The organism is Marispirochaeta aestuarii (assembly GCF_002087085.1).
Classification (GTDB): Bacteria; Spirochaetota; Spirochaetia; order JC444; family Marispirochaetaceae; genus Marispirochaeta; species Marispirochaeta aestuarii.
Window position 1 is genome coordinate 43432 of the sequence record NZ_MWQY01000006.1, and the last position, 25024, is coordinate 68455.

A 25024-nucleotide genomic window follows, 5' to 3' on the forward strand; every position below is an offset into this window, starting at 1 on the left:
CCCCGGGGTTCCGGAAGCAGAGTATCCCCACCGTACCGTAAAAAAACGGTATGAAGTTCATAAAAATCTCAGTTTTTCCTCTGCTTCTGACAGGCATTTACCTGCTGATCTGCCGCTTCGATATTGTCAATCCCTACCTGATCCCCCGGCCCGGGCAGCTTATCACCGCGCTGCTCTCGTTAACAGGCAGGGGCATCCTGCAGCACCACATTGCCGTATCTCTGCAGAGGGTCTTCGCAGGATTTTTTCTGACCCTTCTTTTTGCCCTCCCCATGGCCCTGTTCTTCCACTTTTACCGTCGAATATCCGCCTTCCTTCTGGGTACCCTCCATTTCCTCAGAAACACCCCTCCCCTGGCTATGGTTCCCCTTCTTATACTCTGGTTCGGTATCGGGGAGGCATCAAAACTGGTCCTGATAATCATGGCCAGTTTTTTTCCTGTTTTTCTCAATACCCTCAGCGGTCTTCAGCAGGTGGATTCCAGGCTGATAGAAATGGGGGACACCCTGGAACTGAACAGATGGGAAAAAATCATCCACATCCTTCTACCCGAGGCCCTTCCAACGGTACTGACGGGCATGCGCCTCTCCTTCGGATACAGCTGGCGCGCCCTGATCGGAGCGGAGATGATAGCGGCATCCAGCGGACTGGGATACATGATTCTGGATGCCCAGGAACTGGCCAGAACCGACATCGTCTTTATCGGGATTCTGGCCATCGGGCTCTCCGGTCTGCTGCTGGACATCCTTTTCCAGCGTGTTATTCAGCATATCTTTCCCTGGATTCCCGGTGAGGTGATATGAAGGGTTGTACTCTCAGCAACGTCTCGAAAAGTTTTAACCTTGACGGAAAAAAGGTGCGGGCCCTGAAGGGAATCAATCTCTCCATACCCAGGGGAGGCTTTGTTTCCCTGGTCGGCTACAGCGGCTGCGGAAAGAGCACCCTTCTTAAAATCATTATTGGCCTGCTCCCGGCGGATGAGGGCTCGGTCACGTTTACCGGCATGGAGGGACGAAGCGGAATTGTTTTTCAGGAACCCAGGCTCATTGCCTCAAGGAATGTGGAAAAGAATATCGCCCTCGCCCTCAGGCACGAAAAGGATCCCGAAACCAGAAAGAGAATCATACGGGATATACTCCAGATGCTGGCGCTTACCCCCTTCAGAAAGGCCTACCCCTGGCAGCTCTCCGGAGGAATGGCCCAGCGGACAGCCCTTGGCAGGGCCCTCTGCCGACAGCCGGAATTACTGCTCATGGATGAAGCCTTCGGAGCCCTGGACGCCTTGACCAGGGCCCGTCTGCAGGATGAACTGATTCGAATCTACCTGAAGCGTGGAATTACCGTCCTCTTCGTTACCCATGACGTTGCCGAAGCAGCATATCTGGGCAATAGAGTTCTTGTCATGCGGAAAGCGCAGATAGTCGACGATATACCCGTTCCCCTTTCATATCCCCGAAGCAGGATTTCACCTGAACTCCTGTCAATACAGGAGAGGATTCTCGCATCCATGGCCCGAAACAGGGAACGTGAAGATGCGGAAAAATATATTCACGAGGAGTAATCCATGCGAAAGATCATCTGTGCTGTTCTTGTACTGTCTGTTGTATCTTCAATCTGTTTCGCCGGCGGGGAAGCGGAGAAACCCCTGGAAGCGATTAACGTCTCCTACGTAAAATCCCCTTTCAATCTGCCGCAGATAATCATGAAAAAGCGGGGAATGCTGGACAAGGCATTCGCTGAGGAGGGAATCCGGGTAGGCTATCACGCGATAGAATCCGGGTCGCAGCAGGCCCAGGCCATGGCTGCGGGCTCGCTGGATATAGGCGGGGTCATGAATACCACCTCGGTGCTTCTGGCGACGGCCGCCGGAAACGATGTACGCATAATCTCCGGTTTCAGCCGTCCGGAAGGGATCTTTGCCATTGTCAGCGCGGATCCGTCGATTACAGGGATCCGGGATCTGCAGGGAAAAAAGGCAGGAGGGCCCAAGGGAACAGTCCTTCATCAACTGCTGGCGGCCGCCATGGAATCGCAGGGCCTGGATATTTCTGACCTGGAGTTCCTCCAGATGTCCATTCCCCAGGCCTCCACGGCTATGCTGGCCGGACACCTGGACGCTGCCCTGCTGGCGGGGAGCATTCTGATACAGGCCCGAAACAGCGGCGCCCATGTTGTCGTTACCGCCGAAGGACTCGTAAGTCCGAAACTGGTCATATGCGCCCGGGGAGGATTTCTTGAGTCCCATCCTGAAGCCGTGGATCTCTATTTACAAATACACAGGGAAGCCCTTGCCTGGATGAAGGCGAATGAAGAGGAGGCCCTCCGGATCGGCGCAGAGGAACAGGGGATATCCCTGGATGATGCCAGGATACTCTACGAGTGGACTCGTTTTACCGACAGGCTGATCCCTGAGGATCTGGAAACAATGAGAGACGATATCAGGTTCATGCTGCAGAACGGGATGCTCACCAGAGAGACGGCCCCCGAAAACTGCATAGCCCCCTTTGCCCTGCCTTAAAGCTGTCTGCCGGGCTCTCCGGACTCCCCGGAGAGCTCCTTTATGGAACGGTGGAGGGACGCAGTACGCCGGGCGGTCTCGTTGATTATGCCGTCCAGGTGCTGCACAGCCCCCTGAATGCTCTGTACCGATCCGCTTACAACCTCGGAAGCGGAGGTTATATCGGTTACCATGGATTCTATGGCAGTCACATTGCGGCCGATTTCGTTCTGGTCATTCCCGATCTCCTGGGAGCCTTCGTTTATTATCACCGAACCGTCCTGAAGGGACTGCATTGCATTCATGATCTCCGTTCCGGCAAGACTCAACTCACGGGTTGACCCGGCGATCTCCTGGAAGGCCTCCAGGACCTCCTGGTTTCCCGAGTAGATGGAGGCCATCACCTGATTCAATTTTTCCGCATTTTCCACGGTCGCTTTCAGGGATGTCATAAGGCTCTTGAGGGTCGAGTCGATGGTGGTACTGTTTTCAGCCACTGACATGGCGAGTTTACGGATCTCGTCAGCTACGACGGCGAAGCCTCTGCCCGCATCTCCCGCATGAGCGGCTTCGATGGCGGCATTCATGGAGAGAATATTCGTCTGGGAAGCGATGGAACCGACGATACTGTTGATCTCCATAAGATCTTCCATTTGCCGGTTTACATGTTCAAAGGCCTTGTTGGTATCATCCAGCTGTTCCATGCCTTCTTTACTGGTAATCATCAGCTTCTCGGCGACATCTTTCTTGGCTCCGGATATGCCGGCCACGGAATTGAGGGAGGCGGCCATTTCATTTACAGATGCTGTGGTCTCCTGGACAAAGGTGTTCTGTTCCTGTACCTGGGGAATAAAGGATGCGGCCTTGCTGCCTGTTCTGTCGCTCAAGGTCTTGACCCGGGAGACGCTGTCCAGCAGGGCCCGGGTACGTTCATTCAGGAGTCCGATATGATCTGATATCTGTTCGAGGTCGGTTCTGGACTGCTGGAAGTCCCTGCTCATGGATGCCACGACTTCGCTGTTGTCACCAGCTTCGTAGACCACCGAGCGGATTCCCCGCAGGGAGTCTTCTATCTTTCTGTTGTTCTCCTCCAGTACCAGCATCGCCTGCCGGGAAGCCCGGGCGGTCCGGAAAGCGAACATGAGCATGAGCAGATAGATTACCGAACCCACCACAATACGGTCCGCCATGTCGGGATTCAGACCCCCAAGGGCAGGAGCCAGCAGCATCATGGCCGTAAATACCACGACGGCAAAGCCCAGGATACCCGTAGCCAGGGTATGCCACTCGGACTCGCTGACAACAAGAGAAAGTACAAGAGGAAGGACCATGTAGAACATAACCGTATGAACCTGGTAACTCGACTCGAAATCCAGCAGCATAGAAAGCGCCGTCATTCCCAGCAGGGCGATTACAAGGGGAAAGTTGCTGGCGAAGCGGTAATGCCCTCGAAAGAGCATGAAAAGTGAAAAAACCATGGTCAGCCAGATTGTAAAAACAAGTCCAAAGCTTGTGTAATCCCCGACGATAATATCGTTAACCAGGGCCACCGGCAAAACGGCACATATCAGTACAAGGACAAAAAATACCCCGGGGACCCTGGTCCGTACCACAATCCCTCTATCTGCATATAAAGCCTTCAGCTTCCTGATCATCTTGATCGCTCCCGTAACCGCGTAGAATCGAATATGTCTGATTAATTAAGGGTAGTACAGTTTGTTATCGATATGCAATACTAATAAGCTCAAATCTGCCAAAATCTGCATCACTGAGATTGAATATAGCGCTCTTCCTCTTCATGTATGCTGTGCATTATCCACAGGTAGGAGAAAATACCGCCGGCGACATTGGCCAGAAAAGCAGCCCCGAAGATCCCCGCCACACCGAAAAGATATCGCAGAAAAAGAGCCAGGGGAATATACAGCAGAAACATCCGGGTAAGGCTTACCATGGCGGACCTCAAAGGTCTGTTCAGGCCGTTGAAACCGGAGCTGACAATCAGCAGAACCCCGTGAAAACCGTAACTCGCCGTTACAATCAACAGGTACAGGGACGTAACCTCAACAACTTCCGGATTGTCCGAGAAAATCCCCGCTATCTGATGCCTGCCCAGAATAACCGCGGCAACCCATAGAAGGCCCCACAGCATGGAGTAAAGCGAGGCCGCCCGAAGTCCCTGTACGGAACGTCCGTACTCCCGGGCTGCGGAGTTCTGGCCGACAAAAGGGACTATTACCGAGGCCAGGGCACGCATGAACGCGAGCACGAAGGTCTCAATCCTCGAGGCTACACCGAAGCCGGCAACCGCAGCAGGTCCGTAAACGGATATCAGGCGGGTAATAATCCCCACAGAGACAGGCATGATCATATTGGTCGCCATTGCCGGAAGCCCCACAAAAATAAGGCGTTTCCAGATCCCGAGAATCACAGCAGGACGAAGACCGTGGAAACCGATCATCCTTTCCCTGCGGGAGATAATCGTCATGGAGATGCTGAGTGTGGTCGCCCGGCCGATTACGGTGGCCAGGGCCGCACCCTTTATTCCCATCACCGGAAACGGACCAGGGCCGAAGATCAGCAGAGGGTCGATGATAACGTTCATCGTCGCTCCGATGATCATGATCAGGGCGGGAGTCCGTGTGTCTCCGGTGGCCCGGAGGGCGTTATTCCCCAGCATCGGGAATACGACAAAAGGCATGCCGAATAGCCATATATTCATGTAATCGAGAATATAAGGCAGGGTTTGCTGGTCAGCCCCGAGGGAAATGAAGATGGGTTCCAGGAGGGGACGAAGCAGAGAGACAAGTATAACAACCAGAAAAAAGGCAAACATCAGCGCGCTGGTAACGATGCGCCGGACTTCTCCATCATCCCCCGAACCAATTGCCCTGGAAACCAGGGTGGAGGTACCGACACCGAGCCCCAGGGCAATGCTGTTGACCACAAAGACCAGGGGAAAGGTAAAGCTCATCGCCGCCAGGGGAATTGTTCCCAGACGGCCGACAAAATAGGTATCCGCCAGGTTAAATGCAACCATCCCGAGGATTCCCGCCAGCATGGGAACTGCCATTCCAAATACCTGAGAACCGGGATCACCGCTGGTGAGTGTTGCTCGTTGAGTAGAACCGGGCATTCAACCTCCTGCCGCCAGGTTATAAGCCTATCGGTATCCTTTACTCCGGTCAATCGCCCGAAGAATATCTGCAAAATTCTACTTTGACGACGGCAGAAAATACTCTATTTTTTATATACAGGGAAGCTCTGAAAACGTGGTATTTTTACCCTAGTCAAGGAGGAAAGATTTTGTAGCGCCCGCAAAGTCTTGTGGTAGCAAGTGGTGAGGACCGCGGGAAATCTTGACGACGCAGATTATGGGGAAAAGAGTAGTTTAAGAGGTGCCCTGCAGGTACTGTATTGTGGAGGATCAAAATGTTTGAATGGCTTTCAGGTTTCAGCCCGGTTACCCAGGCACTTTTTGCGACCCTTTTCACCTGGTCTGTTACCGCCCTCGGCGCTGCAATGGTCTTCTTTTTTAAATCGGTGGAGAAAAAGTATCTCGATGGCATGCTTGGGTTCGCCGCCGGGGTTATGACCGCTGCAAGTTTCTGGTCGCTGCTGGCGCCGGCCATCGATTTATCCGAAGAGATGGGACTGATCATCTGGGTCCCGCCTCTTGTGGGGTTTCTTGCAGGCGGTGTTTTTCTCCGTCTCATTGATCTCGTGCTCCCTCATCTGCACATGGGTGAGGATATAGAACAGGCTGAGGGGCTCCATACCCAATGGAAAAAAAGCATCCTCCTCGTACTGGCGATTACACTGCACAATATACCCGAGGGACTGGCCGTAGGAGTCGCCTTCGGTGCCGTAGCCGCCGGCATACCCTCCGCCTCCATGGCCGGAGCCGTCGCCCTCGCCATGGGAATCGGACTGCAGAACTTTCCCGAAGGAACGGCCATCTCCGTACCCCTGCGAAGGGAAGGACTGTCCAGGGGGAAGGCCTTCTTCTACGGCCAGCTTTCAGGCATTGTTGAACCCATGGCAGGGGTTCTGGGGGCGGCCCTTGTGCTGTGGATGCGGCCGATCCTGCCCTATGCACTGGCCTTTGCCGCAGGGGCCATGATTTTTGTCGTGGTGGAGGAGGCGATCCCGGAATCCCAGAATTCAGGGAATACCCACATTGCAACCCTGGGTGCAATGCTCGGCTTTGCCATTATGATGAGCCTGGACGTGGCACTGGGATAAGGACAGGACAAACGTTCCGCATTCCTGAACATTCTACCACATTATGAAACAATTTGCTTGAAATGGTCGCTTTTCATGGTACAATAGCCGGCGAGGAGATCATGAGAAGATGAATACAAATCTTATGAATGAATTCACCCGGCAGTACATGAAGGCGGAGGGAAAATGGTTCGACCTTCGCTGGCATTATGTTCCCGGATGTATCATGAAAAGCTATCTCGATCTGTACGAAGTCACGGAGAATAACGAGTACCTGGATTTCGTAAAATCCTATATAGACCGGCTCTTTGACGAGAAGGATAATCCCATCGGTTTCAGGGAAACCGAATACAATATTGATCAAGTACGGATCTGCAAGACCGTACTCGACCTTTACGCCATCTTTCCGGAAGAGAAGTATAAAAAGGCTGCAGACCGAATTTTTCAGCAGTTCGAGAACTATCCCCGCACAAAGGAGGGGAGTTTCTGGCACAAGGAGTTCTACTACAACCAGGTATGGCTTGACGGACTCTACATGGGGCAGCCCTTCTACGTGCACTACATCAGGGATTTTCTGCCCGATAAGGACTATTCCGATACCATAAACCAGTTCGAGGTGTGCAGAAAACGGCTCTACGATCCGGAGCTCAAACTCTACAAGCACGCCTATGATGAGGCAAAGAAGATGGACTGGGCGGACAGGCAGACCGGTCGCTCTTCCATTGTCTGGCTCAGGGCCGTCGGATGGTACCTGATGGCCCTGGTGGACGTCATGGAAATCATCGGCCCCGAAGAAACAGGATACCCGGTTTTGCAGGATCTGCTGACCGAAGCCCTTGAAGGACTCATGCCCTATCGCCACGAAAGCGGAATGTGGTACCAGGTTGTCGACCAGGGCGGCAGGGAGAACAACTATCTGGAAACCAGCGGAACCTGCATGGCCTCATATGCCATGTTGAAGGGAGTGCGCATGGAGATCCTCCCGCAGGAGTACCGGAAACGGGGACTTGAATCCCTCGAGGGTACAGTGGAGCAGTACCTGCATAAAAAAGACGGTGAGATCCTAATCGGCGGCATCTGCCGCAGCGCCGGTCTCGGAATGCATCCGGAGGCACAATACATGAGAGATGGAAGCTACGACTATTACACCACCGGGGAACAGGTAGTCGAGAACAACGGTCACGGGGTTGCTCCCCTTTTTATGGCCTATGCAGAGTCTCTCAGGATCTCAGAAATATAATGAAACTCGGCATCCGGGCCCACGATATGGGCATGAAGGAGTCCTTTGAGGAGGTCGCCAGATCCGCAGGGGAACTGGGGTTTGAATCGGTTCAGCTCGTCCTTCACAAGGCCGTAAGAAATGCCCGTCATCAGGCGGGGGAGCTTTCCCCGGAGTACTGCAGCCGCATACGAAGGGCCTTTGAAGGGCAGGGCCTGGAAATCGCCCTGCTGGGAGCCTACTTCAACTGGTTCCACGATGAGGGTGCCCGGGGGAAAGCCAAATACATCGACCATCTGCGCCATGCAAAGGCGATGGGAAGCCCCATGGTCGGAACCGAGGTCCAGGGGGTGCGGAAGGACCGCTGGGGTAGCATCCCTGAAAACGAAAGCCCGGAAGCCTGGTCCCTGGTGATTGAGACAGCAGGAGAGCTTGCTGAAGCTGCACAGGAAGCCGGTGTTCTGGCAGGTATCGAAGGAGCCTGCTCCCATGTCCTTTCCACCCCGCGAAAGGTTCTTGAGCTGACCGAACAGGCCGGTCCGGAGGGTTTTGCCCTGATCTTCGACCTCTTCAATTTCCTGAATCAGCATAACTACACGGAACAGCGGCGGATCATCGATGAAGCTCTGGAGCTGTACGGTGAAAAACTGGCGGTGGTCCACTGCAAGGACTTTGTGCCGAAAAAGGATTCTCTTGAGCAGGTTCCCCCGGGGGAAGGCCTTTTCGACTACCCCTATCTGATACGGAGGCTGAAAAGCCTTGGCCGGGACGATATGCACCTGATATTCGAGGGAGTCACCGGAGACGCCATAGTAAGCAGCCGGGACCATATTCTCCGTCTTATGGAGCAGTAGATTACAGACCCTCCGGCCTCCAGGGTTCGGGGGGGCCCTCGTTTTCCGACTCCTCGATCAGAGCCGGCAGATAGATCAGGAGCCCCGGCCGACGGCGCATCAGAACGAACAGAATGCTGGAGGCGATAAAACTCAGACTCTCGTTGGCCCCCACCAGGAGCAGGCCTGAAAGGATACCCCCTTCGAAAAGGCTCAGGATCACTGCCCGGAGAACAACCATGAATCCCCAGGCCACAAACATATACAGAAGGGCGTAATAGGCGCTCGCCCGGATACGCTCCCTGCCTGCGGTGCGCAGAAGAATAAGCCCCCCGGCCAGACCACAGTACCCTGCCCCGTTGACAGCAACTGTCCCGATACCGCTTCCCGGCATCATAAGGGCGGAGGCGATACCAAAAAAAACAAGAGCCGGAAGGGCGGGGAGTCCCCAGCGGTAAAGGAATATCATGAGGGGCAGAAGGGCAATGGAAAAATAGAAGCCTGCGGAAAAAAACTTCAGCCCCCCCACGGCAATAAATTCGCCCGCAACTGCAAGGAACAGAAAAAAGATGAAATCCGGAATAAAGCTTCGTGTTGTGCTGTTCATCCCTTTGCCGCCTCTTTATATTTTTTCCGGTCTCCCGCAATAGAAGGCCAGAACCTTTTGCGGAATATGAACACAGCCGTAAGGGCGCTGATTCCGGTGAGCAGATTGCTCAGGAGCATGGTCATACCGATGCTTTCGTATCCCAGGTCGAGATAATCCCGGAGGATTATCAGGGGCGGCAGCCTGAACAGGAAGAGCCGCAGAACGTTAATGACCAGAATTACCTTGGCCATACCGAATCCGTAAAACAGCGAAAACAGGGCGCTGGACAAGGTCAGGGAGACAAAGGCCCAGCGTTCATAGGAGAGGATGGTCTTGATCTTCCCGATAAACACCGGGTCTCCGGCACCAAACAGACGCCCCAGGGGATCCATAAGGAGCCCCACGATAATAAACCCTGCTGCGCCGATGGCGATGTTGATGACCAGGGTCCGGTAAAAGGAACCCAGGGCCCGCCGGTGAGACTGATTACCCAGGTTCTGGGCGATGATCGTGGTATTGCCGTCCATAACCCCGTTGGAAGTGATTATTACCGTCCCGGAAACCTGATTGGAAATTCCCAGGGCACCCACGGCGAGGCCGCCGTAAAAAGCCGACAGGGCGTTCATCCAGAGCTTTCCGAAACTGAAAGCAAAGCGCTCAACCATAATCGGCAGCGAAAGGGCCAGAAGGGGCTTAAGGTCGGCAACTCTCGGTTTCAGAGTAACCCGGGTTATCCGAAGAGGATTCTCCGGGGCCCTCATGCGTCTGAAAGCGATGCTGAGCATAAAAGCCTGGGCAATCAGGGAGGATATCGCCAGCATTATCACCCCGGTCTTCAGGAGGTAGACAAAAACACAGGAGAGGCCCAGTTTGATCAGCATTACCATCAGGTTAAGGATCATTATCAGCCTGCTGTGACCTTTGGCCCGCTCGATCCCGATAAAGACCATGTTGATGCAGCTCAGGGCGGATGTAAGGAGTTCCACGGTCAGAAAACCCCGGGCGGTGGGCATCAGCTCCGGCGGGGTTCGGGACATCCCGAGGATGGGATTATTGAACAGAATAAGCAGGACCAGCACCAGGGCCATGGAGAGACTGATAAAGATAAGATTACCCGCGGAACGTCCGGCCTGTTCATCATCATAGGCACCAAAGTGACGGGCCACAACTATACTGCCTCCCGCAGCCAGCCCAAGGCTCACCGAATCAAAGACAAACTTGATCTGATGCACGAAGATTACCGCCGAAACCTCCAGGGAGCCGACGGAAGAGGCAATGATGGTGTCGAAAATCTTGAACACATGATTCAGAAGACTGAATACCACCAGGGGAAAGGAGATTCGGACAAGAACGGACCATAGATTACCGTGGAGGATGTTTTCGCGGGCAGTGGTTTCTTCGTTAATCTTCTTCATAGGCTCCGGTGGTGCACAGGCATCGTGAGGATCAGTCTATCAGGAAATCATGACAGGGTCTCGACTTTGAGTCGTTCAGGGAATGAAAAGTCGCCCCGGGTAAACCCGGGGCGCAGGAAAAAGGAGGTAACTTTTTAGACACTAGTCTGCAAGGGATTTGTAAACCAGGTTGTAGATCTTTTCTGTCTGTTCAAGCCCCCGGTTTGCCATCTCCGCACGGTACTCTTCGGCAGTAGGAACACGGCCTTCGCCGCCGGGGAGCTGTCCGCCGAAACCGAACTTCATAATGCGGTTTTCCCACTCTTCATGATACAGGGAAAAGGAGTTGAGGCTGAGGCTTTCCACCTGGTCTTCGCTCAGGGGAATAAGAGTCAGGGCCAGACGCCGCTCCGGCGGAACATCCGAGGTCAGGGAAGCCAGCGTCATGGGAGAGTCGAGAATCCGGTTGTGACCATTGGCATAGTGCTCGTTGCTGATCTGGGTCTCGATGGCAATGGTCTGTTTTACATGGCCGATTCCCAGGGTTGCACCCAGGAAGCCGCGCATGAAGTTTGACCAGTTACCCTGGGTATACTGCAGGTTGTCCTCGTAGAACTGGGGAATAAGCTTCGGTACCTGCTGGCCGCCGATGCTGGTGTATTCGTTCCAGTAGAGACCTTTGGGACCAAAGGTCATGACTTCCAGCCCTTCCTTGGAGAAGGGATAGTCCATAAGGAGCAGGGCCGCCTTCATGGTCTCGGGACTTACATCCTTTACAGCCGACCAGCCGCCTTCGTTCTTGACGGAGCGGTTGCTTTCCGAGAACTGTTCCAGGCCTTCGCCGAACCAGTCAGCCGCGGGGGGTACGACTGCCTCGAAGATGGTGCCGTACTCTGCCAGCTGTTCCGGCGGAATCAGGTCATGCAGAGAGACGGTGCTCGCCGCGTAATCGTAGCTCATGAAACCGTCGTTGTTCTGGAAACAATAGGTACGGAAGTTGTTGATGTTGCCCTTAGGCTGATCGAAGTCCTGCAGGACAAGACCTTCGCGATAGAGCTTGTTGAGGTTGTCCATGCCCATGTAGTACTCATCCGTCAGACGCAGGTCTTTCAGGGTGTTTTCTTTTGTTATGAGCCAGTGGTCAGCCCGGGAATCCAGTCCCCGGACACCCCAGATCTGTGCCAGGTTCCGCATACGCATATCGTTGTTCAGGTCCCGGATGTAGAAGACGATCAGGTCCTTGTCCTCCCCCGTCAGGTACTGGGGATTGGTCTTGATGGCCCGCATGAGAGCGACCAGTTCGTCCGCATCGTAAGCCGCATCGGAGCTGATAAACAGGTCGGAACGATTTTTGTACCCCGTCTTGTTATTCATATAGTTTGCATCAATGTAATCCCGCAGGGACTGGGCAAGAGTCCTGCCGTTCAGGGTACCCAGTTTGTTCTGGATATCGATGATGTTCTCTTTAATCGCGAAGCTCTTCACGTTGTCCTTCGATCCGACGGGAACCTTCTTGCCTCCACCGTAGTTACCGTAGAAGGAATCGTAGACAGGGGTAATAGTCCTGCCGGTATTGAAGGCCGGGGAGGGTTCATCGAGGATCTTCCGTACCCAGTCCAGACGCATAAGAAACATTCTTTCAAGACTGTTGATGTCGTCGAAATAGGGAGTCATGTAGATGTTGCCGTCCTGCTGGGTCAGCTGCATCTTGACCGAAGGGTTCTTGTCCAGGAAGGCTTTGAAGTTGGGCATCAGATCCCAGTGTTCGTTCAGAGGAACGAAGTAGCCCTGGACACCGTAGTCGCAAAGGGTTCTGGGGTGGCCCATATAGATATCCGAGGACTTGAAGCCCGTGGCCGCCGCCGCTTCCAGCAGCTCGTTCTCGTTGGAGCCCGATTTTGGCGTTGCATCTATGATGTTGATGTTCAGGGCTTCCGCGATGTGCGAGTAGGTGGGAGAAAGATCACCCTTGTTGTAGGTTTTACCGTTGGGGGCCTCCCAGGGTGTGGACTCGTTGTAGGAGGGGAATCTCTGACCCCGGAAGGTCACGAAAATCCGTACATCCGCGCCGCCGCCGTCCAGAACGACGGATTCCGTCGCCTGCTCAGAAGAAGCCTGGGGAGCTTCTGCGCTCTCACCGCCGCCGCAGCCGATCATGAAGAATACAAGAACCGCAATTGCAAAAAGAGCAAAAAATCTTTTTTTCATCCTGCGATCTCCTTTTTATTTTTTCCGGAACAAGGCACATACATGCCTCATGAACGTTCCGGTTAGGTCCCGTTCTTAATGCCCGCGCCTTTTGTCCAGTACGCGGACCAGCAGACGCCAAAGAAACTCGTATGTCAGGTAGAAGAGCCCAAAGAGGATCGGCTCCACCTGCAGCAGGACAGCCCCTTCAGTACCGGAAATGCGGGTATACACACTGTTGATCCCCACGTAGCTGAGTACGACCAGGCCGACCAGCATCACGCCCGCCAGGATGTTCATCAGGGTTCCCAAAGGCCCCCGGCGTCTTACGGTGAGCCAGGGATTCTCCGGCGGGTTTATCCTGGTCATGTCCCGCACCACCGGCGCAACAACATAGGAGTTCAGAAGCCCCAGAACAGCACCCATGGAAAAGATATGCACCGGGCTTCCCTGTAGCTCCGGTGCGGAACCGAAGCCCAGAAAAAAGTAGACCGCCCCGGCTATCCACCATTTGAAAAAGCCGACCTTGATTCCCACAGGTATACGATAGAAAAAACCGCTGCCGTAGGGCTTCAACTCCTTATCCTTCATCATGTTCCATGACCTACATGATGTACCTGTACAGGTCATCCGACTTTCGGGAGACGATAACTTCAAAAACAAGGGCCAGCACCGCCGCGAGCATCCCTCCGGCAAAGAGGGCCAGGCTGTAATACATTTCCGGGATGGTAATCTCCGCTGTCAGCAAAGCCGTCTCCGTCAGGACCGCCTTCATATACAAAACACCGAAAAAGAACTCCACGCAGCTCACAAGGAGGGTACCGACGATTGCCGCCGCTCCGGCTCCGGCGGAGAAGCCGTAACCGTTCAGGATGTTTATGGTGGAACTGAGAATAAAGGCCAGCAGATAAAATCCTACGATAACGGTGGTCATCTTTGTTATGGCCGCAATATGGACGGTAAGGAGGGCCACCTGAAGAAATCCGCTCAGCGCAAGGAGATTGCGGGGATACAGGTGAACCCGGCGGCGTTTCTTCTTTTTCTGCTTCCCTTGTACCTCAATCATAGAAAAATCCCCTTAGCGAATCCGTTCCGTGGTGGAATCGTCGAAAAAATGTACCCGGTCCATATCAAGACATATATCGATTGTGGATTCCATCTCGATTTCATGTTTGGTGGAAAGGTCGGCCAGGATCTGTTTGCCCTCTATGCTGGAGTAGACAATGACATTCTTGCCCAGGAGCTCCGCGACCTCCACAACTATGCTCACCTTCGCTCCCTTGTGCCTGTCCATAACCTCCCCTTCCACATGGATATCCTCGGGTCGTACCCCCAGGACCAGCTCTTTTCCGGCATAGCCCTTGTCGGCCAGCAGAGTGTATTTATCCCCGGGGATGGCGAGTCTGGTGGAACCAACGATAAATGTCCCGTTATCCGCCCGGCCTTTGAGGAAGTTCATGGGGGGTGCACCGATAAAACCTGCAACGAACATGTTGTCCGGATAATCGTAAACCTCCTTGGGAGTCCCGATCTGCTGGACATAGCCCATGCTCATGACGACGATCCGGGAAGCCATGGTCATGGCCTCGACCTGGTCGTGGGTAACGTAGACGGTAGTGGCGTTCATGCGCTTGTGAAGTTTTATAAGCTCCGAACGCATCTGGACCCGCAGCTTCGCGTCCAGGTTGCTTAAGGGTTCGTCCATAAGAAAGATCTTTGGATTCCGGACAATGGCCCGTCCCAGGGCTACCCTCTGACGCTGACCGCCGGAAAGTTCCCGGGGCTTTCGGTTGAGATACTCCTCCAGGCTCAGGATTCGGGCGGCCTCCAGCACCTTTTCGTGGATCACATCCGGGTCTTCCCGTCTCAGCATCAGGCTGAAAGCCATATTGTGGTAGACCGTCATGTGGGGATACAAGGCGTAGGACTGGAAAACCATGGCCACATCCCGGTCCTTGGGAGCCAGATCGTTGATTCTTTTGCCCTCCAGCAGAAGATCCCCGCCGGAAATCTCTTCCAGCCCCGCTATCATGCGCAGGGTGGTGGACTTTCCGCAGCCGGAGGGGCCTACAAAGGCGATAAACTCACCGTCCCGGATATCGATTGAGAAATCGTGAACCGCGTGTACACCGTTGGGATAAACCTTATTGATTTTGTCCAGGATCATATTTGCCACGTTCGCTACCACCTATTCCTTTTCACGTGAAGTCCCCGTCTCCGCCGGAAACGGGTGTGTCCGGTTATACTCTTCAAGGGCCAGTCCGCGCCGCAACCCGACGATGCCGCTTAGCACAAGAAACACGCCGGAGATGATGACCGTTCCTCCGCTCCAGAGGGCCTGACTCGTCATTTCCATGTTCCACAGCACCAGGGGATGCCAGAAAACCTTGAGGATTATCAGAGCTCCCAGGAGAATAATGTTCCTGCTCGCCTTGACGCTGTAGTTGCGCGCTCCTTCAATGCCGAGAAAAAGTCCCATAAAGATTGCCAGGCTTATGAGGATCTCAATCCCCAGACTCATGGTTTTGGGAATGTAATCCAGGGTGTTGGCAATATAGATGCAGTAAAAGAGGAAGCTTAAAAGTCCGATATTGTAGGACTTCTGGTTCTGTTGATACCGCATGCGATCTACCCGGGTATTCATGAATCAGCCCCCTTTAGTCCGGCAATAGCCCGTGCCGTCAGCATTGCCAGGAACTGTCCCGAAATCAGAAGGTTCAGGATGAAGATGACGAAACCAAAGCTGAAAACCGTGGTGGTGGCCTCGTAATCGGGGTAATAGATCCTGACATCCTCCACGTTCACCTGCAGGTAGGCTTCCCGAAAGGACGGCATCCGCCACAGGCTGTACAGGGAAAGGACAATCATGCACAGGGCAAGGAGGGCCGCCAGGGCAAACTGAAAACGGCCGAAACTGTTCCAGAGCCTGAATCCGCTCATTCTCAGGACCGCAAGCACAACAATAGCGGCCAGGGAGAAATCAAAGAGGAGGCGGACATAGGCCTGGAAGCGGTCGTAGAGTTCCTTGTCCACCCCCCGGATCTGCACAAGGTTGGTGAAAAAGCCCAGGGAATAGAAGGCGAGGATAAAGACCATGGCGCCGAAAGCGGGGGAAATGATCCTTGGAACCAGGCCGTCGGGTATGCGCCGCTCTGCCAGACTCATCCCTTGACCCCCCCGACGTTGACGCCTTTGACGAAGTATTTCTGCAGATGAGGATAAGCGGCGATAACGACCACCAGAGAGAGGACCAGCATTCCGTAGATGATGGCCTCCACCGAAAAATCCAGGGCAACGCCTCCTACCTCCTCCTCGAGTACCTCCAGAGATTCGGTCTTTATACGCAGATAGACCTGCAGGGGCATATCGCTGGCATCGTGGAGCAGCATACGTGTCCAGAAATACCCGTTCCAGCGCCCCATCCCCACAAAGAGGGTAACCGTGGCAATGGCTGCCTTGGACATGGGAATGAACACTTTGGTCAGGATCCGGAAGTCGTCGGCGCCGTCAACAATGGCGGCCTCTTCTATCTCCGAAGGAAGGCTCTCAAAGTAGTTCCGCAGCAGCAGGATGTTGAAGGCCTGTACACCGAAGGCAACGATGATGCCCCAGCGGTTATCCACCCCCAGTCTGACATAGTTGATGTAGGTGGGAATCATGCCGGCGTTGAACCACATGGTAAAGACGACCAGAAAGTTCAGCTGTCGCCGGAACAGGAGCCTCCGCTTTGCCAGCGCATAAGCCCCGGGGATGCAGATTGCCATGCCGTAAAGGGTACCGATAAAGGTGTAAAAGATGGTATTGGAGTAGGTTATCCAGAAGGTCTTGTCGTTGAAGATAAACTCGTAGGCCCCGAAGGTGATCTCTTTGGGCCAGAGGATTACTTCTCCCCGCTCATAGGGTATCCTTCCGCTGATGGATGCGGAAACGGTATACACAAAGGGATATATTGCAAGGATCGCGAAAACCCCTACCAGTACATAGGCGAGGACCGTGAAAATGGCTTCGGTCCGGTCAAGTCGTTTCATTCACAACCTCATCTCTATCCATGTTGTTCACCCGCTGCTCCTCCTGCTCCTAAAACACGGAGGTGTCCGAAATCTTGCGGCTGATATAGTTGGCCCCCAGCACCAGCACCATGGCAATAAGGGCTTCGAAAAGACCGGCGGCGGTGGCCAGGGAGGGGCTGGTTGCCAGGGCCCCGGCCATTCTGCCTCCCACGCCGCCCATACCGGTTCTGAACACGTAGGTCGCCAGTACATCCGAGGTTTCGTAGGTTGCCGGGTTGTACAGAAGCAGAACCTTTTCGAAACCCACCTGCAGCATCTGCCCGATACGCAGGATCAGCATTATGGTAAGGGTTGTGGCGATGCCCGGCAGGGTCACATGGCGGATCTGGTCCAGCTTTGTTGCGCCGTCCACTCTGGCGGCCTCGTAGTTGCTGGGGGGAATCCCCATGATGGCCGCGAAATAGACGATGGAACCGTATCCCGCCTTTATCCAGATATCCGAAACAATGTAGACACTCCGGAAATATGCGGGCTCGAACATGAGTTTCGTCTGCTCCGATATAAGTCCCAGAGCCTGCAGGACCCGGGTCACCAGTCCCACCGACCCGTGGCTGTTGGAGGTTATCAGGATTATCAGAGTGGTGATGATTACCTCGGAGATGAAGTTGGGCATGTACGACAGCGTCTGGGCCGCCGTCCGGTAAACAACGCTCCGTATCTCGCTGAAAAGCAGGGCCAGAATAATGGGCACCGGAAAGGCGAAGAGCAGTCCGTATATATTCAGCATGAAGGTGTTCCGGAAAGCCCGCCAGAACTCTCCGCTTCCGGCGCCGAAGAACAGCTCCCTGAAGTAATAAAAGCCGGCGAATTCGCTGCCCATTACCCCTTCGGTTACCTTGTAGCGTTTGAAGGCCACCAGGATTCCCCCCATGGGGAGGTAGCGCCACAGAAAAAAGAAGGCCACCATTGGAAGGAGCAGCACATAGAGCTGCCAGTCCTTGATAATGGTCGCGAGTACGCCCTTCTGCCTTCGCTCAAGTTCCTGCAAGCTGTGCGTTTTACCGAAAAAACCCATTGTCCTGATCTCCTGTCCTTGTATGGGCTCTCAGGCCATGTCGTCCATGGACGCCCCGTCCATGTCGTCGAAGGTCTGATTCTCCCCCACCATCCCCCATATAAAGGTATAGTTACCCGTTCCCACCCCGGAGTGGATCGACCAGCTTGGGGAGATTACCGCCTCCTCGTTGCGCACCAGGATGTGCCGGGTCTCCCTGGGTTCCCCCATGAGGTGAAAAACGGCCTGATCCGGATCGAGCTCGAAATAGAAATAGACCTCCATACGCCGTTCATGGGTATGGGCGGGCATGGTGTTCCAGACATTGCCTTTTGCAAGTTCCGTATACCCCATAACCAGCTGGCAGGAGGGAAGTACAGCAGGGTGTATAAGCTGCCGGATTACCCGCCGGTTGCAGTTTTCGTCGGAGCCGAGGTGAAGTTCCCGGGCCTTCCCCCTGGGCACAGCTTGAGTATCGTAGCGCTTGTGGGCGGTTCCGCTGAGACAGTAGAATTTGGCGGGATCGGCGGAATCCCGGCTGGAAAAGGAGATTTCCCGGCTGCCCATTCCGGCATAGAGTCCGTCCTTGCAGTCCAGGGAATAGTCGGTACCGTCGATACGTATCGTTCCCGGTCCCCCGACATTGATTACCCCCAGCTCCCGGCGTTCGAGGAAATAGTCGACCCCGAATACCCCCCGGTCTGTCTTCAGCTCCAGGGACTCATTGAAAGGCATGATCCCGCAGATAACGATGCGGTCTATATGGCTGTAGACCATTTTCAGGCTGCCGGGAACAAAAAGATTCTGAACAAGAAACTCCCTGCGCAGGCCTTCGGTATCGAGAACTTTGCCGTGTCCGGGGTGCATAGGATGCCGTATTTCCATGAATCACCGCTCTCCAAGTTTCACATCGTGAAATCTTGTTTCATCTTTTTTCACAATAATTCTACCATAGATTTCCGGCGGGTCAACAAAAAGTTTCACATTATGGTATCTTTTTCCTCTAAGAGGAACAAAGAGCCCTAAACCGCGACGATTTCAACCTCGTCGGTATCGTAGCCCAGACGGGCTGAGATTTTCAGGGCGGTTTGACGGACCAGGGAACCGAGTTCATCCATGGAATAGCGGGTCTGATGAGGGCTCCAGGCTGTGCTGATTGCGGCAATAACCTTGTTCCGGTAATCGTAGATCGGAGCGGCCACACAGCTGGTATTGTACTCCCACTCCTCGTCGTCCAGGCTGTATCCCTGGTCGCGGTACTTCCGTATAAGACTCAAGAGTTCCGGGACCTCTGTCACGGTTTTCTCGGTCCGCTTTACGCGTTCCTCTCCTTCCAGAATTCGCTGAAGGGAATCTTCGGGTTCGTCGAAGAGCAGAGCTTTGCCGATGGCGGTACAGTGAAAGGGACGGCGCATGCCGATTATCGCGAAGCGATGGGTACTGTCGAACTTTTCGATCTTGTCTATGTAGACGACCTCGCCGTCCTTGCGGATGGCGAGAAAAACAACCTGCCCCAGCAGATTGGCGAGCTCCCGCATGTAGTACTCCGCCTCGGTCTTGAGCTCGATGCGGTTAAGGTACATTCCGGACATGTGTACAAAACCGAGTCCCAGGCGGTAGCAGTTGGTCCGGGGGGCTTTTTCCACGTAGTGCCGGCCCAGGAGCCCCGCAAGAAGCCGGTGAACCGTGCTCTTATGAAGATCCAGCCTGTTGGAAATCTCCGTCAGGGTAAAGCCCTGGGGATCCCGGGACAGAAGCTCCAGGATATCGAAGGCCCGCTCGATGGACTGTACAGCCCCTTTTTTCCGGGAATTTTCAGAACTCTGTTTCATACTATGAAACAGAGTATCTGATTATTCGGTAAATTGCAACAGAAATCGTATAGGGAGCTCAGACAGGGTGATTATAGCATATAATCCGGATCCCGTATTACCGCGTTCTCCTGGTTGATGCTCAGGATTCTCTCCAGGTATTCGGGGCTTATGTACTGCGCCTCGTATTCCACCCCCTCGCGGTCGAGCTGCCGCAGGAAGGAGCGCAGATGGTTCCTCGAACCTTTCATCAGGTTCTGGTACAGGATGCTGATATCATCGTTGTCCGTCAGCTCCAGGTTCTGCTGCAGATCATGAATGTCCAGGTCCTCGATGAGGGCCCCGACCTTCAGGGCATCCACCACTGAGGTCTTTCCCCTGGCAGTGAGGTCCGCATACAGACTGACGAGGCCGCTGTCTTCGTACACCCCGGCATCACCTGTTCCGGCTTTTTCGAGACCGTAGGCATCCAGGAGCATTCCCACGGACTCCATGTGTTGCTCTTCACTCATGGCGATATTGCGAAAAACAGGAAGGTTCCAGGTTTCGTAGAGTTCCTGGTATACGTCCCTGGCGAGTTTCTCCTCCTCCCACATGAACAGCAGTCCTTCCGCCTCCTGCTGTGACAGACTGCCCGTATCTGCATCCGCCAGAACAGACTTCAGGTCATCGGTAAAGCGGGAATCGAAACCGTAGCTCCCCCCCTGCCCTCCGGCGGCAGCCCTGCCGGGTCCGTTCCCGCGTCCCGGAACAGCCATTCCGGCTCCCCGGCCGGTTCCGTTTCTCAAGCCCCGTTCATAGTTCGTATCCTGCTGGCCCGCCGCAACGAGGAACAGTCCGGCAAACATCATGACAATGGTAACAGTGATCAGCTTCTTCATCTTTTACCTCCGATGAATGGTTTTGTTTCTTGATCCTTACAGGTACAAGCTACCGGAGCTGTGTGGAGATGCGGTGAAGCACATTTGAAAAGAATGTGTATTTGAGCCGCTGTTTCTTCACTCAATCTTCACAGTCTGCCCACTATTTCTCCATGAACCGACGCTAAGGTGTATACTGTAACGTGGGCCCGGAGGCCTTTACACAAGGAGAGAAACGACAAATGAAGAGAAAGGGCATATCCCTGCGCAGGGTGGTGCAGATTTTTTTCCTGCTCCTTATTACCCTGATCGCGGTCAACCACACCCTGGAAGAGCGGGGAATCGAGATTCCTTTAGTTGGTTCGGCATCGCTGCATGCGGTCTGCCCCTTCGGCGGGGTGGTATCGATCTATCAGTATGCTGCAGCCGGAACCTTCACGAAAAAGATCCATGAATCATCCTTTATTCTGATGATAATCGTATTCGCCCTGGCCCTGGCCTTCGGCCCGGTCTTCTGCGGATGGATCTGTCCCCTGGGTACGGTGCAGGAGTTTATCTCCCGGATCGGGCGCAGGCTATTCGGCAAACGGCACAACAATTTTATTCCCCGGGCGGCGGACCGCTATTTACGCTATCTGCGCTATCTGGTACTGGGATGGGTCATTTACGCCACAGCCGTTTCCGGGGTCCTGGTATTTGCGGACTACGATCCCTACTACGCCCTCTTCAACTTCTGGACCGGAGAGGTAGCGGTCTCCGCCTTTGTCATTCTGGCCCTGGTCCTGCTGGCAGCCCTCTTTGTTGAACGGCCTTTCTGTAAATACGCCTGCCCCTACGGGGCCGTTCTGGGGCTCTTCAATATTGTCCGGGTCTTCGGGATCAAACGAAATACGGATACCTGTATCAACTGCAGGGCCTGCGACCGGGCCTGTCCCATGAACATACAGGTCTCCACCGCAGGCAGGGTACGGGACCACCAGTGCATCAGTTGCCTGGAATGCTCCAGCGAAACCGCCTGCCCCGTACCGGCAACGGTGGAACTTGCAGCCGGAAACATCAGCATAAAAAAGGCGGAGGTATAGCATGAAAGTACGTTCCCCCCTGCTGGCGGTAATAATCGTTGCTGTCTTTGTTTCGGGTATCGGTCTCTCCATGGCCTTCAACCTGTGGCGTACCGAAGCATCCAAAGAACCGGCCCGCTACGAATCCGGGGAGTTTGCCGGGGAGTACAATCCGGCGGATATCCGCGGGTCCTATACCTTCGGCGACATCGAAGATACCTTCGGGGTCCCCGCACAGGTGCTGGGCAAAGCCTTTGCCCTTGGACCCGACAAGGCCCCGGCTGCCTACCAGGTAAAGGAACTGGAGGAAAGTTACGGAGAACTCCCCGATGGAGGGGAGATCGGTACCGACTCTGTCCGGCTCTTTACCGCCCTCTACCTGGGACTTCCTTATACTGCGGAAGAGACAACCCGGCTTCCCGCTCCGGCCCTGGATCTCCTGAAAGAGAAACTTGCGCCCGCCGATATCGACAGTCTTCGGGGAATCACGGCGGAACCGCAGGATCTTGTTCCCGCGGCACCTGAGGAAGCTGTGCCGGAGAATACTGAGGAAAGCGCTGCTGCCGGAGAAGTGAAAGGAAACACCACCTTCGGGGAACTCCTGGAATGGGGGCTTACCCGCGAGCAGATTGAAGGGGTGCTGGGAATCCCCATGGGCCCCCGGACCGTGACGGTTCGGGATTACGTCAAGGAACAGGGACTCGAGTTCTCGGTCTACCGGACAGCCCTGCAGGAGCTGTTGAACACACAATAAGAGGACAGGCGTGGCGGAAGTTTTTATAGTAGAAGACAACGACAACGTCAGAGATGCCCTGGCAGGATACCTGAAACTCGAGGGAATAGATGTCCGTGAGTTCGGATCCCTCGGTCCCGCGGAATCGGAACTCAAACGCAGGACACCGGACCTGCTGGTGCTGGATGTGATGCTTCCCGACGGCGACGGCTTCCTCTTCGCCAAACAGGTAAAATCCCGCAAGGATATCCCCATCCTCTTCCTTACGGCCCGGGACCAGGAATCCGACCGCATTACCGGCCTCGAGATCGGGGCGGACGATTATGTTGTAAAGCCCTTCTCTCCCCGGGAGGTGGTCCTGCGGATCAGGAAAATCCTGGCCCGGACCTCATCTGAAGGAGACGAAAAAGGCCTGGTTTTCCAACTGGAGGGCTCGCGGCTGGAGATAGACCGGGAAAAACACCGGATCAGCATAGACGGGACCGGTCTCTCGCTGACGGCGGCGGAATGGAACATCCTTGTTCACCTGGCAGAAAGGCAGCCACAGGTATTTTCCCGCCTGCAGCTGCTGGAGTCCTGTCTCGGTTCTGTGGCGGAAGGATCTGAACGCACCATCGATACCCATATAAAGAATCTGCGCCGCAAGATGGAAAACGAGGGCTGGATAGAGACGGTCCGGGGATTCGGCTACCGTTTTAACGGGGAGAGCGGATGAAGTCCGCCTATTCCTGGCTGCTCCGCAGTTTTCTTGCCGCTTTTCTTATCCTGATCAGCGTGCAGATACTCATTCTGGGGGCTGGAATAGTTCCTGTTCTGGAAAGCTACTCCCGCAGCCAGATACACCGCCTGGATGAGCTGGCACAGCGTATTCTTATTAATCCCGCGGAGATCAGCGCTGAAAATCCGCAGCACTCGGGGCCCTTTTTTGTCTTTTCCGCCGACCGGGAGCTTGTCTACTCCAACCGCGGGCGGGGACGCACTATCCCCGAGACGGACTACCGGCCGGTCCGCTATGACGGGCAGGTAATCGGATACTATTATGCCGGGGAGATCCGTTTTCTCGATACCCGGTCAAACCGGCTCTTTCTTGCTTCCCTGGGAATCCTGCTTGCCTTTTCGATGTTTGCCTCCCTGGGAATCGCAGTGCTTGCAGCGGTACGCACAGCCCGGGGAATCGCCGGACCTGTCTCGGTACTGCGAAGAGACATACAGCAGCTGAGGGGCCTGAAGGCTCCGGAGATTCGTGACTTCCCGGTCCGGGAGCTTTCGGAGATTTCCGTCAGCCTGAACAGGGTTGGAACCATTCTCGCAGGCGAGGAGGAGTACAAGCAGCAGTGGATGCAGAATATCGCCCACGACCTGAGGACCCCCTTGAGCGGATTGCGGGGACAGCTCGAAGGGATGCGGGACGGTGTACTGGAAGCAGGGCCGGAACGATACCAGCGCACCCTTAAGGAGCTTGAACGGCTGGAAGCCATGATAGCCTCGGTAAGCGAACTCTCCAGAATCGAAAACCTGAAGGAGCTCCAGATTGATGCGATATCCGGCGAGAACTTCTGCAGGGAGACATACAGAACCTTTGAAACCCGTCTGGCCGAAGGGGGCAGCAGTCTCACCTGCTCCGCGAAGATCCCCTATTTTTACGCCGACGGAAACCTGATTCGACGGGCCGTGGAAAACATCCTGGGAAATGCCCTTGTCTACGCCGGCCCCGGAGCATCAATCTTTATGGAGATTACAGCAGGAGATCAGGACGAGACGGTCCTTAAAATCAGCAACGACGGACCTCATATACCGGAAGATCAGCTGGAGAAAATTTTCCAGCGCTTTTACCGGGGAGAGTACAGCCGCTCCACCCCCGGTACGGGCCTGGGACTGAACATAAGCCGGGAGATTGTCCAGCGTCACGGCGGCTGCATCAGCGCCGAAAACCTGAAACCCCGGGGAGTAGCTTTTACAATTACCCTCCCGAAACCGCAGTCACAGTGAGTCCTGTCCCTTCGGGAATATTCCTGTCGATATAATTGCTGTAATCCTTCAGAATTCGCTCGTAGGGTCCGGACAGTAAAGGCGAAGAAATAAGAAAATCCGCCGTTGAACGGTTACAGGCAGTAAGAACATTGTACAGAACCGCTATTCTTAAAAGCGCCTTTACGTCCACATCATGGGGCTGAGGTTCCATGGGGTCCCAGAAGAATATGATCATATCGATAAGCCCGTCGACTATATGAGATCCCAGCTGCTGATCCCCGCCAAGAGGCCCGGATTTGAGAATCCGTATGGAAAGGGCTTTGGGCTTTCCATCGGGCAGGCGTTCCTGCAGACAGGTCTCCACCAGCCGCCCGGTGGTTCCGGTACAGATCAGGTTATGTTGTGAAAGAAGCTCCCAGTTCCATCCGACCCATTCAAGGAGATCACTTTTACGATTATCGTGAGCAACCAGGGCAATATTCTTTTTCAGTTTCATGGGGCTCCCCCTCTTTCCGGCTATTTACTTACGTAAAAGGTAACAACCTTTATTTAAATAACCAGTACCGGGAAACCTTTTTTACATA

At 54.5% G+C, this 25024-nt stretch carries 26 protein-coding genes; 10 read left to right on the plus strand and 16 right to left on the minus strand.

Going from position 1 to position 25024, the window contains the following annotated elements; translation table 11 throughout:
* The first annotated feature begins 50 nt into the window (after positions 1-50).
* The 3 genes from B4O97_RS06410 to B4O97_RS06420 are packed head-to-tail and all read left to right on the plus strand — an operon-like array spanning position 51 to position 2518.
* A complete protein-coding gene (locus B4O97_RS06410; RefSeq protein WP_083049330.1) occupies positions 51-803 on the plus strand; it encodes an ABC transporter permease in 753 nt (250 codons plus the stop codon).
* The gene (locus tag B4O97_RS06415; protein ID WP_083049332.1) at positions 800-1561 is read left to right on the plus strand and encodes an ABC transporter ATP-binding protein; all 762 of its coding nucleotides are present in this window, start codon (positions 800-802) and stop codon (positions 1559-1561) included. The genes B4O97_RS06410 and B4O97_RS06415 overlap by 4 nt, the downstream gene beginning before the upstream one ends.
* Before the next feature lie 3 nt (positions 1562-1564).
* Positions 1565-2518 (plus strand): ABC transporter substrate-binding protein, encoded by a 954-nt coding sequence (locus B4O97_RS06420; protein WP_083049333.1) that lies wholly within the window; start codon positions 1565-1567, stop codon positions 2516-2518.
* On the opposite strand, the gene B4O97_RS06425 is transcribed toward B4O97_RS06420, so the two are convergent.
* Together B4O97_RS06425 and B4O97_RS06430 are read right to left on the minus strand one after the other, a co-directional pair.
* Positions 2515-4152, minus strand: coding sequence for a methyl-accepting chemotaxis protein (locus B4O97_RS06425; RefSeq protein WP_083049335.1), 1638 nt, complete (start codon positions 4150-4152; stop codon positions 2515-2517). The genes B4O97_RS06420 and B4O97_RS06425 overlap by 4 nt on opposite strands.
* 110 nt (positions 4153-4262) lie before the next feature.
* Positions 4263-5630 (minus strand): MATE family efflux transporter, encoded by a 1368-nt coding sequence (locus B4O97_RS06430; RefSeq protein WP_083049337.1) that lies wholly within the window; start codon positions 5628-5630, stop codon positions 4263-4265.
* Positions 5631-5926: 296 nt separating this feature from the next.
* Here B4O97_RS06430 and B4O97_RS06435 point away from each other — a divergent pair, with 296 nt between their 5' ends.
* The 3 genes from B4O97_RS06435 (at position 5927) to B4O97_RS06445 (ending at position 8791) form a co-directional block, all read left to right on the plus strand.
* Positions 5927-6739 carry a ZIP family metal transporter gene (locus B4O97_RS06435; RefSeq protein WP_083049338.1) on the plus strand — a complete coding sequence of 271 codons (813 nt, stop codon included), beginning with the start codon at positions 5927-5929 and terminating at the stop codon, positions 6737-6739.
* A gap of 109 nt (positions 6740-6848) precedes the next feature.
* Positions 6849-7958, plus strand: a complete 1110-nt coding sequence (locus B4O97_RS06440) for a glycoside hydrolase family 88/105 protein (RefSeq protein ID WP_083049340.1) — start codon at positions 6849-6851, stop codon at positions 7956-7958.
* On the plus strand, positions 7958-8791 hold the full coding sequence (locus tag B4O97_RS06445) for a sugar phosphate isomerase/epimerase family protein (RefSeq protein WP_083049347.1): 834 nt from the start codon (positions 7958-7960) through the stop codon (positions 8789-8791). Before B4O97_RS06440 ends, B4O97_RS06445 begins: the two co-directional genes overlap by 1 nt.
* Before the next feature lies 1 nt (position 8792).
* On the opposite strand, the gene B4O97_RS06450 is transcribed toward B4O97_RS06445, so the two are convergent.
* From B4O97_RS06450 to B4O97_RS06510, 13 genes are all read right to left on the minus strand, one after another.
* On the minus strand, positions 8793-9377 hold the full coding sequence (locus B4O97_RS06450) for a hypothetical protein (protein ID WP_083049349.1): 585 nt from the start codon (positions 9375-9377) through the stop codon (positions 8793-8795).
* Positions 9374-10774, minus strand: coding sequence for an MATE family efflux transporter (locus B4O97_RS06455; protein ID WP_083049350.1), 1401 nt, complete (start codon positions 10772-10774; stop codon positions 9374-9376). The genes B4O97_RS06450 and B4O97_RS06455 overlap by 4 nt, the downstream gene beginning before the upstream one ends.
* Before the next feature lie 141 nt (positions 10775-10915).
* Complete coding sequence (locus tag B4O97_RS06460) at positions 10916-12961, minus strand: type 2 periplasmic-binding domain-containing protein (protein ID WP_083049352.1); 2046 nt, start codon at positions 12959-12961, stop codon at positions 10916-10918.
* A 75-nt stretch (positions 12962-13036) separates the two neighbouring features.
* Complete coding sequence (locus B4O97_RS06465; RefSeq protein WP_143305574.1) at positions 13037-13534, minus strand: hypothetical protein; 498 nt, start codon at positions 13532-13534, stop codon at positions 13037-13039.
* A gap of 10 nt (positions 13535-13544) precedes the next feature.
* Positions 13545-14006, minus strand: a complete 462-nt coding sequence (locus B4O97_RS06470; protein WP_083049355.1) for a hypothetical protein — start codon at positions 14004-14006, stop codon at positions 13545-13547.
* A gap of 12 nt (positions 14007-14018) precedes the next feature.
* Positions 14019-15107: an ABC transporter ATP-binding protein gene (locus B4O97_RS06475; protein ID WP_198947031.1), complete on the minus strand. Its 1089-nt coding sequence runs from the start codon at positions 15105-15107 to the stop codon at positions 14019-14021.
* A gap of 21 nt (positions 15108-15128) precedes the next feature.
* Positions 15129-15584 carry a hypothetical protein gene (locus B4O97_RS06480; RefSeq protein WP_083049356.1) on the minus strand — a complete coding sequence of 152 codons (456 nt, stop codon included), beginning with the start codon at positions 15582-15584 and terminating at the stop codon, positions 15129-15131.
* On the minus strand, positions 15581-16105 hold the full coding sequence (locus B4O97_RS06485) for a hypothetical protein (protein ID WP_083049358.1): 525 nt from the start codon (positions 16103-16105) through the stop codon (positions 15581-15583). Before B4O97_RS06485 ends, B4O97_RS06480 begins: the two co-directional genes overlap by 4 nt.
* On the minus strand, positions 16102-16968 hold the full coding sequence (locus tag B4O97_RS06490) for a carbohydrate ABC transporter permease (RefSeq protein ID WP_083049359.1): 867 nt from the start codon (positions 16966-16968) through the stop codon (positions 16102-16104). The genes B4O97_RS06485 and B4O97_RS06490 overlap by 4 nt, the downstream gene beginning before the upstream one ends.
* Positions 16969-17017: 49 nt before the next feature.
* Positions 17018-18025: an ABC transporter permease gene (locus B4O97_RS06495; RefSeq protein WP_083049361.1), complete on the minus strand. Its 1008-nt coding sequence runs from the start codon at positions 18023-18025 to the stop codon at positions 17018-17020.
* A 30-nt stretch (positions 18026-18055) separates the two neighbouring features.
* Positions 18056-18889 (minus strand): 5-dehydro-4-deoxy-D-glucuronate isomerase, encoded by an 834-nt coding sequence (gene kduI, locus B4O97_RS06500; protein ID WP_083049362.1) that lies wholly within the window; start codon positions 18887-18889, stop codon positions 18056-18058.
* Positions 18890-19026: 137 nt separating this feature from the next.
* Positions 19027-19836 carry an IclR family transcriptional regulator gene (locus B4O97_RS06505; protein WP_083049364.1) on the minus strand — a complete coding sequence of 270 codons (810 nt, stop codon included), beginning with the start codon at positions 19834-19836 and terminating at the stop codon, positions 19027-19029.
* Between the two features lie 71 nt (positions 19837-19907).
* Positions 19908-20696 (minus strand): DUF2202 domain-containing protein, encoded by a 789-nt coding sequence (locus tag B4O97_RS06510; protein WP_083049366.1) that lies wholly within the window; start codon positions 20694-20696, stop codon positions 19908-19910.
* Between the two features lie 221 nt (positions 20697-20917).
* Between B4O97_RS06510 and B4O97_RS06515 the strand changes: the two genes are divergently transcribed.
* From B4O97_RS06515 to B4O97_RS06530, 4 genes are read left to right on the plus strand one after another with little or no spacing between them, the layout of a single operon-like run.
* The gene (locus B4O97_RS06515) at positions 20918-21757 is read left to right on the plus strand and encodes a 4Fe-4S binding protein (RefSeq protein ID WP_083049367.1); all 840 of its coding nucleotides are present in this window, start codon (positions 20918-20920) and stop codon (positions 21755-21757) included.
* A gap of 1 nt (position 21758) precedes the next feature.
* The gene (locus tag B4O97_RS06520; protein WP_083049369.1) at positions 21759-22490 is read left to right on the plus strand and encodes a hypothetical protein; all 732 of its coding nucleotides are present in this window, start codon (positions 21759-21761) and stop codon (positions 22488-22490) included.
* 10 nt (positions 22491-22500) lie between these two features.
* Positions 22501-23184, plus strand: coding sequence for a response regulator transcription factor (locus B4O97_RS06525; RefSeq protein WP_083049370.1), 684 nt, complete (start codon positions 22501-22503; stop codon positions 23182-23184).
* Complete coding sequence (locus B4O97_RS06530; RefSeq protein ID WP_083049372.1) at positions 23181-24458, plus strand: sensor histidine kinase; 1278 nt, start codon at positions 23181-23183, stop codon at positions 24456-24458. The genes B4O97_RS06525 and B4O97_RS06530 overlap by 4 nt, the downstream gene beginning before the upstream one ends.
* Here B4O97_RS06530 and B4O97_RS06535 read toward each other — a convergent pair.
* Entirely contained in the window at positions 24430-24936 is a 507-nt protein-coding gene (locus tag B4O97_RS06535) for a methylglyoxal synthase (RefSeq protein WP_083049373.1), read from the minus strand. The two genes, B4O97_RS06530 and B4O97_RS06535, sit on opposite strands and share 29 nt — an antisense overlap.
* Positions 24937-25024: the final 88 nt, after the last annotated feature.

What these genes read in the sequence shown, in the direction of transcription:
- B4O97_RS06410 (WP_083049330.1), top strand. Translation starts at nt 51, where the DNA reads ATGAAGTTCATAAAAATCTCAGTTTTTCCTCTGCTTCTGACAGGCATT.
- B4O97_RS06415 (WP_083049332.1), top strand. Translation starts at nt 800, where the DNA reads ATGAAGGGTTGTACTCTCAGCAACGTCTCGAAAAGTTTTAACCTTGAC.
- B4O97_RS06420 (WP_083049333.1), top strand. Translation starts at nt 1,565, where the DNA reads ATGCGAAAGATCATCTGTGCTGTTCTTGTACTGTCTGTTGTATCTTCA.
- B4O97_RS06425 (WP_083049335.1), bottom strand. Translation starts at nt 4,152, where the DNA reads ATGATCAGGAAGCTGAAGGCTTTATATGCAGATAGAGGGATTGTGGTA.
- B4O97_RS06430 (WP_083049337.1), bottom strand. Translation starts at nt 5,630, where the DNA reads ATGCCCGGTTCTACTCAACGAGCAACACTCACCAGCGGTGATCCCGGT.
- B4O97_RS06435 (WP_083049338.1), top strand. Translation starts at nt 5,927, where the DNA reads ATGTTTGAATGGCTTTCAGGTTTCAGCCCGGTTACCCAGGCACTTTTT.
- B4O97_RS06440 (WP_083049340.1), top strand. Translation starts at nt 6,849, where the DNA reads ATGAATACAAATCTTATGAATGAATTCACCCGGCAGTACATGAAGGCG.
- B4O97_RS06445 (WP_083049347.1), top strand. Translation starts at nt 7,958, where the DNA reads ATGAAACTCGGCATCCGGGCCCACGATATGGGCATGAAGGAGTCCTTT.
- B4O97_RS06450 (WP_083049349.1), bottom strand. Translation starts at nt 9,377, where the DNA reads ATGAACAGCACAACACGAAGCTTTATTCCGGATTTCATCTTTTTTCTG.
- B4O97_RS06455 (WP_083049350.1), bottom strand. Translation starts at nt 10,774, where the DNA reads ATGAAGAAGATTAACGAAGAAACCACTGCCCGCGAAAACATCCTCCAC.
- B4O97_RS06460 (WP_083049352.1), bottom strand. Translation starts at nt 12,961, where the DNA reads ATGAAAAAAAGATTTTTTGCTCTTTTTGCAATTGCGGTTCTTGTATTC.
- B4O97_RS06465 (WP_143305574.1), bottom strand. Translation starts at nt 13,534, where the DNA reads ATGATGAAGGATAAGGAGTTGAAGCCCTACGGCAGCGGTTTTTTCTAT.
- B4O97_RS06470 (WP_083049355.1), bottom strand. Translation starts at nt 14,006, where the DNA reads ATGATTGAGGTACAAGGGAAGCAGAAAAAGAAGAAACGCCGCCGGGTT.
- B4O97_RS06475 (WP_198947031.1), bottom strand. Translation starts at nt 15,107, where the DNA reads ATGATCCTGGACAAAATCAATAAGGTTTATCCCAACGGTGTACACGCG.
- B4O97_RS06480 (WP_083049356.1), bottom strand. Translation starts at nt 15,584, where the DNA reads ATGAATACCCGGGTAGATCGCATGCGGTATCAACAGAACCAGAAGTCC.
- B4O97_RS06485 (WP_083049358.1), bottom strand. Translation starts at nt 16,105, where the DNA reads ATGAGTCTGGCAGAGCGGCGCATACCCGACGGCCTGGTTCCAAGGATC.
- B4O97_RS06490 (WP_083049359.1), bottom strand. Translation starts at nt 16,968, where the DNA reads ATGAAACGACTTGACCGGACCGAAGCCATTTTCACGGTCCTCGCCTAT.
- B4O97_RS06495 (WP_083049361.1), bottom strand. Translation starts at nt 18,025, where the DNA reads ATGGGTTTTTTCGGTAAAACGCACAGCTTGCAGGAACTTGAGCGAAGG.
- kduI (WP_083049362.1), bottom strand. Translation starts at nt 18,889, where the DNA reads ATGGAAATACGGCATCCTATGCACCCCGGACACGGCAAAGTTCTCGAT.
- B4O97_RS06505 (WP_083049364.1), bottom strand. Translation starts at nt 19,836, where the DNA reads ATGAAACAGAGTTCTGAAAATTCCCGGAAAAAAGGGGCTGTACAGTCC.
- B4O97_RS06510 (WP_083049366.1), bottom strand. Translation starts at nt 20,696, where the DNA reads ATGAAGAAGCTGATCACTGTTACCATTGTCATGATGTTTGCCGGACTG.
- B4O97_RS06515 (WP_083049367.1), top strand. Translation starts at nt 20,918, where the DNA reads ATGAAGAGAAAGGGCATATCCCTGCGCAGGGTGGTGCAGATTTTTTTC.
- B4O97_RS06520 (WP_083049369.1), top strand. Translation starts at nt 21,759, where the DNA reads ATGAAAGTACGTTCCCCCCTGCTGGCGGTAATAATCGTTGCTGTCTTT.
- B4O97_RS06530 (WP_083049372.1), top strand. Translation starts at nt 23,181, where the DNA reads ATGAAGTCCGCCTATTCCTGGCTGCTCCGCAGTTTTCTTGCCGCTTTT.
- B4O97_RS06535 (WP_083049373.1), bottom strand. Translation starts at nt 24,936, where the DNA reads ATGAAACTGAAAAAGAATATTGCCCTGGTTGCTCACGATAATCGTAAA.